12 protein-coding genes are annotated in these 14016 nt (G+C 66.6%); 7 read left to right on the plus strand and 5 right to left on the minus strand.

Translation table 11 applies throughout. The features are described 5' to 3' along the window. Positions 1 to 68 precede the first annotated feature (68 nt). A complete protein-coding gene (locus I6F16_RS16060) occupies positions 69 to 1526 on the minus strand; it encodes an FAD-binding oxidoreductase (protein ID WP_225114198.1) in 1458 nt (485 codons plus the stop codon). A gap of 93 nt (positions 1527 to 1619) precedes the next feature. Here I6F16_RS16060 and I6F16_RS16065 point away from each other — a divergent pair, with 93 nt between their 5' ends. Further along, a complete protein-coding gene (locus I6F16_RS16065) occupies positions 1620 to 2156 on the plus strand; it encodes a histidine phosphatase family protein (RefSeq protein WP_036015636.1) in 537 nt (178 codons plus the stop codon). Between the two features lie 55 nt (positions 2157 to 2211). Next, positions 2212 to 2637, plus strand: coding sequence for a universal stress protein (locus I6F16_RS16070; RefSeq protein WP_225114197.1), 426 nt, complete (start codon positions 2212 to 2214; stop codon positions 2635 to 2637). Positions 2638 to 2896: 259 nt separating this feature from the next. Here I6F16_RS16070 and I6F16_RS16075 read toward each other — a convergent pair whose 3' ends face one another. Next, a complete protein-coding gene (locus I6F16_RS16075; RefSeq protein ID WP_036015631.1) occupies positions 2897 to 3133 on the minus strand; it encodes a DUF1127 domain-containing protein in 237 nt (78 codons plus the stop codon). A gap of 186 nt (positions 3134 to 3319) precedes the next feature. On the opposite strand from I6F16_RS16075, the gene I6F16_RS16080 reads away from it, so the two are divergent. Further along, positions 3320 to 4663 (plus strand): PLP-dependent aminotransferase family protein, encoded by a 1344-nt coding sequence (locus I6F16_RS16080; protein WP_128264451.1) that lies wholly within the window; start codon positions 3320 to 3322, stop codon positions 4661 to 4663. Between the two features lie 59 nt (positions 4664 to 4722). On the opposite strand, the gene I6F16_RS16085 is transcribed toward I6F16_RS16080, so the two are convergent. Then, positions 4723 to 5304 (minus strand): hypothetical protein, encoded by a 582-nt coding sequence (locus I6F16_RS16085; protein WP_225114196.1) that lies wholly within the window; start codon positions 5302 to 5304, stop codon positions 4723 to 4725. A gap of 76 nt (positions 5305 to 5380) precedes the next feature. On the opposite strand from I6F16_RS16085, the gene I6F16_RS16090 reads away from it, so the two are divergent. Further along, positions 5381 to 5815: a hypothetical protein gene (locus tag I6F16_RS16090; protein ID WP_036015623.1), complete on the plus strand. Its 435-nt coding sequence runs from the start codon at positions 5381 to 5383 to the stop codon at positions 5813 to 5815. Between the two features lie 4 nt (positions 5816 to 5819). On the opposite strand, the gene I6F16_RS16095 is transcribed toward I6F16_RS16090, so the two are convergent. Both I6F16_RS16095 and I6F16_RS16100 read right to left on the minus strand, forming a co-directional pair. Beyond that, the gene (locus I6F16_RS16095) at positions 5820 to 8219 is read right to left on the minus strand and encodes an EAL domain-containing protein (RefSeq protein ID WP_225114195.1); all 2400 of its coding nucleotides are present in this window, start codon (positions 8217 to 8219) and stop codon (positions 5820 to 5822) included. A gap of 213 nt (positions 8220 to 8432) precedes the next feature. Further along, positions 8433 to 8939, minus strand: a complete 507-nt coding sequence (locus I6F16_RS16100) for a ferritin-like domain-containing protein (RefSeq protein ID WP_036015620.1) — start codon at positions 8937 to 8939, stop codon at positions 8433 to 8435. 430 nt (positions 8940 to 9369) lie between these two features. Here I6F16_RS16100 and I6F16_RS16105 point away from each other — a divergent pair, with 430 nt between their 5' ends. The 3 genes from I6F16_RS16105 (at position 9370) to I6F16_RS16115 (ending at position 13913) form a co-directional block, all read left to right on the plus strand. Then, positions 9370 to 10452 (plus strand): YbhN family protein, encoded by a 1083-nt coding sequence (locus I6F16_RS16105; protein ID WP_036030193.1) that lies wholly within the window; start codon positions 9370 to 9372, stop codon positions 10450 to 10452. Between the two features lie 134 nt (positions 10453 to 10586). After that, on the plus strand, positions 10587 to 12533 hold the full coding sequence (locus I6F16_RS16110; RefSeq protein ID WP_225114194.1) for a hypothetical protein: 1947 nt from the start codon (positions 10587 to 10589) through the stop codon (positions 12531 to 12533). 474 nt (positions 12534 to 13007) lie between these two features. Then, positions 13008 to 13913 (plus strand): LysR substrate-binding domain-containing protein, encoded by a 906-nt coding sequence (locus I6F16_RS16115; protein WP_036015611.1) that lies wholly within the window; start codon positions 13008 to 13010, stop codon positions 13911 to 13913. Positions 13914 to 14016: the final 103 nt, after the last annotated feature.

Genomic DNA, 14016 nt, shown 5'->3' on the forward strand with positions numbered 1-14016 from the left:
AAGTCCACGCCCTGAGATACGGGCTTCTGCCGGCCGAAGTTACACGTCGGAGCGGAATTTCGCTCAACTTATTGCGAGACGCGATCCTCGTGCACGACCGGTTCCGCAGCGCCGACCGCGGCTTTCGGCGGTGGCGCCGGTCGGGGTCGCACGCCGGGCGGCGCTCGGCGCGGACCGGTGCCGGCGGCGCGGTTGGCTTCGGCGAGGCGGGCCTCGCGTTGCCTGTCCTTGACCCTCGCGCGCTCGCGATAGCGGGCGAGCGCACCTGCGGCGGCGGAGCTCGCCCTGCCCCAGATCCCGACCAGCTGGCCGGCGACGCGCCCCGTGGCGCCGCCCGCCCAGACCAGTTCGAACGGCGAGAACAGCTTCCAGCGCTCATCGCCCCGCAAAATGCTGCGCGCGATCATCTGTCCGGCCATGGCGGAGGTGTTCATGCCCTGGCGACCGAACCCGCTCGCCACCCACAAGCCTTTGCGCAGCTGGCCGATCTGCGGCATGCCGTGCACGGTCTGGCCGGTGGCGCCGCCGAAGATGTCGGTGATCTCGACATTGCCGAGCTCGGGAAAGATCGTCCGGATCCGCCGCTTGATGGCGCCGGCGAAGCGCTGCGGACGCGCGGCCCAGGTGGTCTCAGGGCTCTCCCACATCAGCCGGTCGCCGTCGACAAGCCGGAAATGATCGACACCGTCGGAATCCATCACCGATCCCTTGAAGGCGATGATCTCGTGCAGGCGCTCGCCGAGCGGCGCGGTCACGCCGGCATAGCGCCAGACCGGCAGCAACGTCTCCGACAGGCGCTTGGAGGGGGCGCCGAGATGAATGTTGCCGGCGAGCACGATGTGGCTCGCCCGCAGCCGCGCCGAGGGCGTGACGATGCGCTTGCGGATGCCGGAATGATCGATGCTGACGACCGGCGTGTCCTCGAAGATGCGGGCGCCTGCCCGCCGTGCCAGCGCCGAAAGGCCGTGCACGTATTTCCGGCCGTCGACCTGGAACGCTTTCGGATAATACACGCCGTGGAAGTAATGATCGGACTTGAGCGCCTCGCGCACGCGGTCGACCTGCCAGCCTTCGACCTCGGTATCGAAATCCTCGTTCAGCATCTGCAGCCGGCTGATCAGCCGGTCGCCGGCATCGACATTGGAGACCTCCAGCACGCCGTCGCTGAGGCCGATCCCCGGCATGCTCTCTTCGCTGGCGTTGGCCCGGACGAACTCGGCGCCCTGCTTCGACAGGGTCCACAATTCGCGGGCGTCCTCCAAGCCGATGCGCTCGATCAGGTCCGTGAGCGGCAGCGCAAAGCCCGGCATCACGGTGCCGAGCTGGTTTCCGGAGGCGTTCCAGCCAATATGCCGGCCCTCGAGCACCGCGACACTGGCCCCGAGCCGGGCCGCCTCCAGCGCCACGGTAAGCCCGGCCAAGCCCGCCCCGATCACACAAATGTCGGCATCGAGATCGAACGACAGCCGCACGCGGTCGCGAAAGCCGGCTTCTTCCTGGGACACGCTTGTGAAAGTCTCGCTCATGCAGTTTTCTTAGAGGACTGTGCGGGCCCTTGTCACCTTGTCCTCAACCGGCGCCTGTAGATTATCCTGGACGTGGAACGATTCGAGAATGCCATGCGCCGTTTGATGCTGCTGCGTCACGCCAAGACCGAGACCGACGCACCGAGCGGCCGTGACCAGGACCGCCGGCTCGACGACCGCGGCCACAAGGATGCCGCGCGGATGGGAGACTGGATCGCGGCCCATCCGCCCTTCCCCGATACCGTATTGGTCTCCCACGCCGTGCGGGCCCGTCAGACCTGGGACATCGCCTGGGAGGCGATGAAGGACCGCGTCCCGGCGCCGCAGGTCGAGGTCCTGCCGGAACTCTATGGCGCCGATCCCGCGCAGATCCTGGACACCATTCGCACCGCAACCGCCCCGGCCGATCCGAAGCGGCTGCTGCTGATCGGCCACAATCCCGGCATGCACGAGGTCGCGCTCATGCTGATCGGCGGCGGCGATCCCGATGGCGCCAAGACCCTCGGCGACAACCTGCCCACAGCGGGGCTTGCGATCTTCGACTTTGACGTCAAGGATTGGGATGACGTGGCCTACCGCCGCGGCAAGCTGGTGCTGTTCGTCAGCCCCAAGCTGCTTCGATCGGGCTAGACGCGCGGGCGCCGTCTCGACCGGTTGGTTCAGCCTGGTTCACAGGGAGGCGCAGATGTTCAAGTCCATCCTCGTGCCCATCGACCTCGCCGACACCGATCTCGCCAAGCCGGCGATCGCGACCGCGGCGACTTTGTCGCAGACCTGGAGCGGCACCGTGCGCCTGCTCAACGTGCTGCCGATGACGCCGGTGATGCTGGCCGAGTACGTCCCGGCCGATTTCGACGAGCAGCAGCGCCAGACCTCGGAAGAGGCCCTCGCCATCGTCGCCCGCGAATCCGGCATCGAGCCGTCCCGCATCTCCAGCGTGGTGCGCCAGGGCGGCATCTATCACGAGATTCTAGAGGAGGCCGTGCACATCAAGGCCGATCTGATCGTGATGACCTCGCACCGCCCGGCGATGCGCACCTACTTCCTCGGCTCCAACGCCGGCCACGTCGTGCGCTACGCCAAGTGCTCGGTGCTGGTGGTGAGGCATTGAAGGGCAGCAGACTCCGTCATTGCGAGCGAAGCGAAGCAATCCAGAGTCTTTCCGCGGCAACAGCCTGGATTGCTTCGCTGCGCTCGCAATGACGTAGAGGCAGCTGCGTGCCACACTCGCGCTTCCGTGCCCCGGACGCTGCGCAGCACGAAGTGATGCGCTGCAGAGCCGAGGCCCATGCGTCAGCGAGTGCGATCCGCTGGATCCCGGCTCTGCGCAGCAGTGTTTCACGCTGCAGCGCGTCCGGGACACGCGAGTATCACAGATACCGCGACAGCTCGGTCTTGAACTGTCCGTACACGGCATCCTCGATCTGGCTGCGCGTGATGCCGATGTCGCGCAGGGCGCGGTCGTCGAGCTCGTTCAGGGTCTTGACGGCGGAGCGGCGCTCCAGGCGGTCGAACAGCGCGGTGAGGCGCAGGGCTAGGGCACTGAAAAATCCGCCCGATGAGGATGGGCGTAAGGTCCGCCCGGCAGTTTGCGAGATCGTGGTCATTCTTCTTCTCCGGCCTATCGTCCCGCGCGGCGAAGCAGGTGCCGTTGGCGCGGACGCTTGCGGGCGCCTGCACCTCATTTGCCGTCGGATTGCTCTCGCTCTCCTCGGCGCAATCGCGGAACTTGATGGAACTTAAATGCTCCAGTACACTCCTCGGAGCAAGCAAAACATTGCTCTCGGTGCAATATGTCCAAGTTCGAGTACGTGAAGCTCGCCGATGCCATTGCGGCCGATATCACTAACGGCACGTTAAGGCCCGGCGACCGGCTGCCGCCGCAGCGCAATTTTGCCTATGACCGCGGCATCGCGGTCTCGACCGCGAGCCGGGTTTATACGGAATTGCTCCGCCGCGGCCTCGTGGTCGGCGAGGTCGGGCGCGGCACGTTCATCTCCGGCGACGTCAGGCGTGAAGTCGAGACCATGCGCGAGCCGGCCGACGCGCGCATCAATCTCGAGGTCAATTACCCGCTATTGCCGCAGCAATGGGCGATGATCGCCAAGAGCCTCGCGGGGCTCGAGCGCATCGACGCGCTGGAATCCGCGCTGCGCGTTTCGACCAGCACCGGCACCAAGAGCGCCCGCGTTGCCGCCGCTGCCTATCTCGCACGCAAGGATTTTTCGCCGCAGCCCGAGCAGATCTTCTTCACCGCCAACGGCAAGCAATCGCTGGCGGCCGCGCTTGCCGCGCTCGTGCCCACCGGCGGCCGCTGCGGCGTCGAGGCGCTGACCTACCCTTACGTCAAGAGCATCGCCGCGCGGCTCGGTGTGACGCTGGTCCCGATCCCCATGGACGAGTTCGGCGCGCGGCCCGACGCCATCCAGAAGGCCCATCGCGAGGCGCATCTGTCGGCGCTGTATCTGCAGCCCATCATCCAGAACCCGCTCGGCGTCACCATGAATGCGACGCGGCGCGCCGACATCATGCGCGTCGCCGAGAAGCTCGATCTCACCATCATCGAGGACGCCGTCTACGGCTTCCTCGCCGACGACACGCCACTGGCGGCGCTCGGGCCCGACCGCTGCATCGTGCTCGACAGCCTGTCCAAGAAGGTCGCGCCGGGGCTCGCGCTCGGCATCCTCGTCGCGCCGCCTCACTTGCGCGAGAGTGTGATGAGCGCGGTGCGGACCGGCGGCTGGATCGCCTCCGGCCATGCGCTCGCGGCCGGGCAGCGGCTGATGGCCGACGGCACCGTCGCCGAGCTGACCCGGCTGAAACGCATCGATGCCGCGCGCCGACAGCAGACCGCCGCACGGCTGCTTTCCGGCTACCAGCTCGCCGCCGATCCGCGCTCCTATCATCTCTGGCTGACGCTGCCACCGCACTGGCGCTCGCAGACCTTCGTCGCCGCAGCAGCAAGGCGCGGCATCGCGCTGACGCCATCCTCGACCTTCGCGATCGCGCACGGTCATGCGCCGAATGCGGTGCGGCTCGCGCTGGCCCCGCCCTCGCCCGAGCAGCTCGATTCCGGCCTGCGCACCATCGCCTCGCTGCTCGGCACCAAGGAGGACGATTTCGATTCGACGGAGTAGGGCTCTCATCTGACGCGTTTTCTTCACGCGAACCGGACCCCACTTCGCTCGCAAACGCTTTAGGGCAGCAGGGCCTTCGGCACGCGATCGAAACTGTAGCTCTGCGGCCGGTTGCGCCGCACGAAGCCGCCGACCTGCCAGGCGAACAGCGCGGCGAAGCCGAGGATGAACAGCACGCCCGCGAGCTCGCCGGTCCGAAGCGCGCGGATCAACAGCCCCGCCATTGCCACAGCGAGCACGGCCAGGAACGCCAGCACCGCCGCATAGGTCTTGCGGCCGAGGCCCGCGGTCAATTCGGCGCGGCTGCCGGCTTTGGCCATCCGCGCATGCAGCTCGATCAGGAAATCGCGAAAACCGTTGTCCTGCGGCGCCATCAGCGCCGCGGTCTGCCAGCTCGTCGACAGGATCGCGATGCGGCCGCCGCCCGTGCGGCTGATATCGGCGCGGAAGCGGTGCTGCTGCATCGACACCGGGCGGAACGACAGCCGGATCGCCGAAATCTCGTCATAGCGCCACAGGCCGGAGCGGCCGGCGATGTGCCAGGACAGCCCCTGCTCCGTCAACTCGAAGCGATGCGCCGAGCCGATCAGCGAGGCCTTGTAGGCATAGCTCGTGGTCGAACCCGCTTCCGCTCCCGGCATGTCGTCAACGAACCCATGGGCGATCGCTTGGGCGATCGGCTTGCGCGATCGCCCCCGGCCATCCTACAAGCGAGGCATGGCTGAGACGACCTTTTTTCCGCGCCGCCTGATTCTCGGCGCCGCGATGATCTCCGGTGTGTTACTGGCGCTCGCGGTGCACATGCTGGGCGCGCGCTACGGTCTCGATCTCGGCCGCCTCTGGCGCTCCGACACGCATGAGTTCATTCCGGCGGGCGCCGCCATCGCCTGGTGGCTGATCGCCACCGTCGGCTTCTCCGGCGGCTATTTCACGGCGAGCCTGATGCAGAGCGCCGTCTCCGGACAGATCCCGCAGCGGATGCGGCAATTCCTGATCGCGGTCGGCGTGCTGCTGCTTGCGGGAGCGGGTCAGGCGGCGTCGGCGCCGAGCCCGATCCCGACCGTCTCGGGCGTGCTCGCCGGGCTTGCCGCCCTTTGTCTCGGCGCCGTGATGGCGTTCTGCGGCGCGCATTTTGCGCTGCGCCGAAGCTGACCTCTCAAGCCGACGCGCGCAGCCGCGGCCGTTCCAGCATGATCGCGACATCCGAGGCGGGCCGCGGCTTGCTGAACAGATAACCCTGCGCCTGGGTGCAGCCCTCGCGCCGGAGCAGCTCGAGCTGCGCGTCGTTCTCGACGCCCTCCGCCGTGGTGACGATGCCGAGGCTGCGGCCGAGGCCGGTCACGGCGCGAATGATCGCCATGGAATCCTCGCGCGTCGCCAGCTCCGACACGAAGGAACGGTCGATCTTGATTTTGTCGAACGGGAAGCTGCGCAGATAGCTCAGCGACGAATAGCCGGTGCCGAAATCATCGAGCGAGATCCGCACGCCCATGGCGCGCAGCTCGTGCAAGGTCGTCAGCGTCGCCTCGCTGTTCTGGAGCAGGACGGATTCGGTGATCTCGAGCTCGAGGCGGCGCGCACCAAGTCCCGAGGCGGCCAACGCCTCGGTCACACCCGCGATCAGGTTCGGGCTCTTGAACTGCACAGGCGACAAATTGACGGCGACATCGACATCGTCGGGCCAGGTGGCCGCGTCGGCACAGGCGGAGCACAGCACGAACTCACCAAGCTGAACGATGAGCCCGGTCTCCTCGGCCAGCGGGATGAAGCTGATCGGCGCGATCAGCCCGCGTTGCGGATGGTTCCAGCGCAGCAGCGCCTCGAAGGCGACGACGCGACCGCTGGCGACCTCGCGGATCGGCTGGTAATAGACCTCAAACTCGTCGCGTTGCAGCGCCGCGCGCAGATCCATTTCCAGAAGGCGCCGCGCCTGCGCACGCGCATCCATGCCGGTCTCGAAGAAGCGGTAGGTGCCGCGGCCATCCGCCTTGGCGCGATAGAGCGCAAGATCCGCGTTCTTGAGCAGCTCGTCCGGATTGCTGCCGTCCTGCGGCGACAGCGAGATGCCGATCGAGACGCCGATCACGATCTGATGGTCGTCGATCTGGTAAGGCGCCGAGATCACCTCGACGAGGCGTCCGGCAAGCGATCGCGCGGCGATCTCCTCGGAGCGTCCGATCTGGACCACCGCGAACTCGTCGCCGCCGAGCCGCGCCACGGTGTCCTGTTCGCCGACGGTGGCCTCGAGCCTGCGGCCGACCTCCTTGAGCAGCGCATCGCCGATGGGATGGCCGAGGGAGTCGTTGATGTCCTTGAAGTGATCGAGATCGAGGCAAAGCACCGCGAGCTGGTCGCCCGACTTGGTCTGGCGCAGTCCCTGCTCGAGCTGTTCGTGGAACAGCACGCGGTTCGGCAGGCTGGTCAGCGCGTCATGTCGCGCCATGTGCGAGATCTTGGCCTGCGCCTCCAGCCATTCGGTGATGTCCTCGAAGGTCGCGACCCAGCCGCCGCCCTGCATCGGCTGGTTGACGACCCGGATGGAGCGGCCGAACCGGTTGACGACGTCGGTCGTGGTGCGGCCCTCGCGCGCGTCGGCGACGAGGCGGGCGAAGAATTCATCGGCGTCGCCCTGCCATTGGCCCTTCGCCTGCTCTTCCCTGAGCACGTCGACCAGCAAGCGGCCGGCGAGCGGCACGTCGGTTCGACGGAGCATCGCGGCATAGCGCTCGTTGAACAGGATGATCTTGCCTTCCGCGTCGAACATGCACAGCCCCTGCGACATGTTCTCCAGCGCGCTGTCGAGCACGATCTGCTGGCGGCCCAGTTCGCCCTTGGCGCGGCGGTCGAGCAGCGCGGCCACGAGCGCAATCGCGATGATCGCGACGGCGGCGCCGGCAGTCAGGAACGACAGCGAGGCCGGCGGGACCGAGAGCCCGCTGATCGCGATCGTCGGGTCCGGCGTCAGCAGCACCGCGCCCATCGCGGTGAAATGATGGGCAACGATCGCGAGCGTCAACAGAGCAGTCGCGCTCAGCGCATGCCGAATGCCGTCACCTCGCGCGGCGACGAACAGCGCGAGCGCTGCGAAGACGATTCCGAACAGCACCGAGGCGGCAACCGTGCTCCCGATCCAATCCAGCCGTGCCGGCATCTCCAGCGCCGCCATGCCGGTGTAATGCATCGCCGCGACACCCAGGCCGACGATGGCGCCGCCGACGACGATCCACACCGGGCGCGAGGACGCCACGGCGATGCTCAGGCCCACGAAGGTCAAGGAGATCGCAAGCATCAGCGACAGAATTGTCACCGGGATGTTGTAGGCGCCGGCGCTCCCGGGGCCATAGGCGAGCATCGCGATGAAATGCGTCGCCCAGATGCCGCATCCGCTCACGGCCGCATCCAGGGCGATCCAGGCCAGACGCCCGGCTCCGTGCGTCGCGCGTGCGCGCTGAAACAGGCTGATCGCCGCGGCGCTGGCGAGCAGGCACACCGCGCCCCCAAGGGCCACCAGTCGCCAGTCATGCTCGTCGGTGAGACAGTAGAGAACTTGATACATTGCCGGCCCCTATCGACCCGCACTTGAGCCGACAGTGGTGGACGATCGGTAACCGGCTACAAACCTGCTCCGGACGTGGTGAATGGAAGATGAGCGAGTTCGCTCACATTGCTGATCCTCGCGACGGCGCACCGAAGCAGCACCACGGCAGCGGGAAGCGAACAAGCACAAGCGCCGCGCGGACCATCGCGCGGCGCTCGTAGTTTCCTCTACTCAGCTCGCCGCGCGCAGATTCACCTTGCTCTCGGCGAGTGTCGTCAGCTTCTGGTCGGTCGCCTTCTCCTCCTCGAGCGTCTTGGCGAGCACCGCCGCACAATCGTTGCGGCCGAGCTGCTTGGCCCAGGCGATCAGGCTGCCGTAGCGGACGATCTCGTAATGCTCCGCGGCCTGCGCCGCATTGATCAGGGCCGCGTCGAGCACCGCCTTATCGGCGACTTCGCCGGCGGTCTCGTCGGCTTCCTCGATGATGCCGTCGATGGCCGGGCAGTCGACCGCCTTCACGGGGACGCCGTGCATCTTGAAGACCTCCTCGAGCCGCGCAACGTGCTGCTTGGTTTCCTCGAGGTGCGTCAAAAAGCCCTGTTTCAGCTGCGGATCAGTGGCCTTGGTCGCCATCTTCGGCAGCGCCTTGGTGAGCTGCTGCTCGGCGTAATAGATGTCCTGGAGCTGATGGACGAACAGGTCGTTCATGGTCTTGATGTCTTTTGTGAACAGTCCCATCGTTCTAATCCTCTCGGGTCTTGGGAACACGGAGGCGCCGGCTTGCACGAAAAAGCCGCGTATTCCGCCATGTTCGATTGCTGATGGAGCCTAACGACCACGCGGCATCGACGTTCCAAAAACGCCGATACGCCTCTGCGCTGGAACAATGCGGACGGCGCCGGGATTTGAGATCGTATCGGCACGTTGAGCGCGCGGGATGAGCCGGGTTTCGCGACTCATATGCTTAACGCGCCGCCGATATGAACCGCGTATGACAAAGTTGCCCGCCGAACGCAGAACCTATTGTTGTCAAGGGCTGCACAAGCCGCTGATTTTGCCTTAAATGAGCTGGATCATGCCTAGCGATCGATGCCTGCCTTTTGGCCGTGATCGCACCCGACCGGCCAATGTCTGGCCCGGTCGGTCTTGCCCCCCGCCGGGAGGATGAATGCACGGACTGCTGCCCGCGTTGAAACGCGGCTTCAACAGATGGATCGGCTGGCGACGGCTCGGCGTCGCCGCGAGCATCTTCATCATCGCCTTTGCGATCACCACGCTGGTGCGGACGCTCAAGGGCATCGATACCGGGGTCATCCTGACCGCGTTGACGGAGATTCCCCGCGGCAACATCGGGCTGGCGGCGATCTGCGTCTTCTTCGCGTTCTGTACGCTGACCTTCTACGACTATTTTGCGCTGCGAACGATCGGCAAGAAGCACGTGCCCTATCGCATCGCGGCGCTGTCCAGCTTCACGTCCTATTCGATCGGGCACAACATCGGCGCCACGGTCTTCACCGGCGGCGCGATCCGTTTCCGGATCTATTCGGACTACGGACTGAACGCGATCGACGTCGCGAAGATCTGCTTCCTGTCCGGCCTGACCTTCTGGCTCGGTAACATCTTCGTGCTCTCGATCGGCATGGCCATCCATCCGGACGCGGCCTCCTCGATGGATCAGCTGCCCTCCTCGCTCAACCGGTTGATCGCCCTCGGCGGTCTCGCATCGATCGGCGCGTATCTGGTCTGGCTCTGCATGGGCGAGAAGCGCCGTGAGCTCGGCCAGAAGGGCTGGAAGGTGGTGCTGCCCTCGGCGCCGCTGACCTTGGTGCAGATCCTGATCGGCGTCGTCGATCTGGGCTTCTGCGCCACGGCAATGTACCTCTTGATGCCGGCCAACCCGCCGATCGACTTCATGTCGCTCGCGGTCGTGTTCATCCTGGCGACCCTGATCGGCTTTGCCAGCCACGCGCCGGGCTCGATCGGCGTGTTCGATGCCGCCATGCTCGTGGCGCTGCCCCAGTTCGGCCGCGAGGAGCTTCTGGCCACGCTGCTGGTGTTCCGTATTCTCTATTTCGTGATCCCGTTCGGCCTTGCCATCTCCATCATGGGCACGCGCGAGCTTTGGACGAATGTGGTCGCGCCGTGGCAGGAGCGGCGGCGGCTGGCGGAAGCCTGCGCGCAGGCCAACCTGCCCAAGGAGGTGACGCCGATGGAACGCGAACGGCTGCTGCGGCAGGCCGGCAAGCGCTGAGCCGCCCAAGGCGCCGCCGGCAATCAAGCCGCCGCCGGCAATCAAGGCCCCTCGGAATCATCAGGCAAAGGTTGCGGGCAGGCGCACAATCCTCTCTTATTTCCGCCTCAACTTTGCCGTTGAAGACGCGGGCCATGATTTCCGTATTCCTTCGCACCCTCTCGGCCGGCGCCGTGCTGCTTGCCGGCATCCTTGCTTTGCCCGAGCGCGCCGCCGCGCAGGACGCCGGCACCATGCAGATCAGCTGGGAGGTGCGTAACCGCTTCCGGCTCTTCCGCGAGGAGCGCGACTTCCTGCTCCATGTCGAGAACGAGCGCAACCGCAGCATTCTAGCCGCCGAACAGTCCCTCGAGCTCCAGAGCGAGGGCCGCGGCTGGGCCCGCAACATGGTCAACCGGCTCTGCATCGACCTGCAGGGCCGGGTCAACCAGCCCTGCACCCGCGACAACGTCAAAGAGAACTACATCACGCCGATCGACCATCCCGTGACGGTGCGCCTGACCGGCGCGGTGCCGGTCGGCGCCACCTGCGCCTGGTCGTTCGATGACGGCGATGGCCCGCAGAGCTCGACCTTCGACTGCGCCGAGCCGATCAATTTGCGTGTCCGCTACGGCAAGCCGACGGTTGCGACCGTCGATGTCTCGGCCGGCTCCGATCCGACCCAGCGGATCCAGACCGAGATCCAGGTCCGCGACATCTTCATCGCAGGTCTCGGTGACAGCATCGCCTCCGGCGAAGGCAATCCGGACCGGCCGCTGGCGCTGTCGGACGAAGGCTTCTGCTTCCGCTCCTATCTCGGCACCGCCGGCGCGCAGTACTACCGGCCGAGCCGCCACGGCTTCAAGGGCGGCCGCGCCTGCGAGGCGCCGGATACGCTCGCCAACTGGCAGCGCTACAGCGCGCTCTGGTTCAATGCGCCGTGCCATCGATCGCTCTACAGCTATCAGGCGCGCACCGCGCTGGCGCTCGCGGTGCGCTACACCCACATCGCCGTGACCTTCCTGCCGCTCGCCTGCACCGGCGCGAGCATCGGCGACGGGCTGCTCGGCTCGCAGCGCGCCCGCGAATGCCCGCCCGGCAAGACCGGCGTCTGCAACACCAGCGTGAACGCGCAGGTCGCCGAGCTGCGGGAAGCCGTCACCGCGGCGAAGAAGCGCCAGCCCGATCGCACGCTCGATCTCGTGCTGCTCTCGGTCGGTGCCAACGACGTCTATTTCTCCGGCCTCGTCGCCGACGTCATCGTCGAAACCGCGACCGAGCGCGCGCTGTTCCGCCGCTCCGGCGTGTTGGCGAGCGTCGACGATTCCCGCGATGCGCTCCAGCGCGAGCTGCCGCAGAATTTCGTCAAGCTGCGCGAGGCGCTGAAGCCGCTGGTCGGCGGCGACCTCTCGCACGTGGTCTATGTCTCCTATGCCAACCCTGCGCTCGCCGACGGCGGCGCGCCCTGCCGCGGCGGCCGGGCCGGCTTCGACATCCACCCGTCCTTCAATGCCGATCCGCAGCGCCTTTCCCGCGTCTCCGCCTTCGTCGACAGCGAATTCCTGCCGCAGCTGAAGGGGCTCGCCACCTGCACCCGCGGTGCGCTGTGCCGCGATCCCGAAGCCGACCGCATGACCTTCGTCGATGCGCACCAGGCCGCGTTCGCCGAGCACGGCTTCTGCGCCCGTTCCGGCAACGATCCCGAATTCGACCGCAGCTGCTTTGCCGCGAACGGCCAGAGCTTCGATCCCGACATCGTCAGCGCGGCGAGCCAGCCGATGCTGTGCGGCCGCGGCGCCTCGGAGTACCGCGCCTACCTGCCCCGCGCGCGCTGGGTCCGCGACGCCAATGACAGCTATTTCGCCGCGATGACCTATCCGCAGGGCCTGCCGGCGGCGAGCCAGCCGACCGACATCCACGATGCGACCTGGGGCGTGCTCTCCGCCGTCTATGGCGGCGCGGTGCATCCGAGCGCCGAGGGCCATGCCGCGATGGCCGATGCGGCGCTGCCGGCGGCGAGCGCCGTGCTCGGTCTCGACGCCGTGCCGCCGAACGTGACGCGCGGACTGCTGCCGCAGTTGCTGCCCAGCGCGCAGCAATAGCGCGCGCTGTCTCCACACACTCATTGTCATCGCCCGGCTTGACCGGGCGATCCAGTACTCCGTGACAGCAGTGATTGAATCGAGACGCCGCTGCGTACTGGATTCCCCGCCTTCGCGGGGAATGACAGCGGTGGTTTGATAGGGTTTCCTAACACCGATCATCCCCCACTTCGCCGTTCCATCGATCCAAAAACAGCATCGATCGATACTGCCTTGAACTTGGACACTTCGCCGCGCGCACCTCTAGGACTCGTGTCGGGCAAACGGCCGAGGCCTAAGAGAGGCGCGTGATGAGCACAGTGGCGTCCGCAGCGGACGTGAGGCGGTCTCGCATCAGCCTGTTCCTCCTGAGGGCTCCCATGGGAGCTTGACCAGGCAACTCAACGGCGGCCCACAAGGCCGCCGTCTTTGTTTTGGGGGTGATCGATGCTAGAAGTGCCGGGGAAACGCCTTATTCATCTAAGGCATGTATCGATGTTCGACCTCAACCAGCTCCGCTGTTTCGTCACGGTGGCGGAGGAATTGCACTTCGGCCGCGCCGCCGTGCGGCTCAACATGACGCAGCCGCCGCTGTCCCGGCAGATCCAGGTGCTCGAGCACATCATCGACGCGCCGCTCTTGGAGCGCACCAGCCGCTCGGTGCGCCTCACCCCGGCCGGGCGCAGCTTCCTGCCGGAGGCGCGGCGCATCCTCAAGCTTGCCGAAAGCGCTTCGCAGGTGGCCCGCCGCATCGCGCTCGGCAAGACCGGCTCGCTGAAGGTCGGCTTCACCGCGGCCGCGGCCTATGGCTTCCTGCCCGAACTCATCGCCGCCTGCCGCGCCAAGCTGCCGGAGGTCGATTTCTCTCTGAAGGAGATGGTATCGGGCGATCAGTTCGAGGCTCTGACTTCTGGCCAGATCGATGCCGGCCTGCTGCGGCCGCCGATCGCACGGCCCGAGCTTGCCAGCCGCCGCGTCGTCGCCGAGCCGCTGCTCGCGGCGATCCCGAAGAAGCATCCGCTGGCGAATGCCGACGGCATCACCATCAAGGATTTCGACGACCAGCCCTTCGTGATGTACTCGCCCTATGAGAGCCGCTACTTCCACGACCTCCTGGTGGCGCTGTTCACCCGTGCCGACGTGCTGCCGCGCTACGTCCAGCATCTCAGCCAGATCCACTCGATCCTCGCGATGGTGCGCGCCGGCCTCGGTCTTGCCATCGTGCCGGCGGCGGCGGCGAGCCTGAAGATCTCCGACGTTCGCCTGCGTCCGCTGAAGCTGCGCACCCGCGTTCCGGTCGAGTTGTTCATGGTGTGGCGGCGCGAGGACGAGAACCCGCTGCTGTCGGCGCTGGTCAAGATCGCCGGCGAATTGTCCTCCGCGGAGGTGGCGGAGGATTGATGCTCAATCCGCATCGGTCGATATAGGCTTTGGCTTGGACGCGCATCGAACGGTCTCCTAAACCACGGCGCATGGACGTGCGGCCTCTGCTTGCGTCCTCCGC

Origin of the sequence: Bradyrhizobium sp. IC4060, assembly GCF_020193715.1 — a bacterium.
Taxonomy (GTDB): Bacteria; Pseudomonadota; Alphaproteobacteria; order Rhizobiales; family Xanthobacteraceae; genus Bradyrhizobium; species Bradyrhizobium yuanmingense.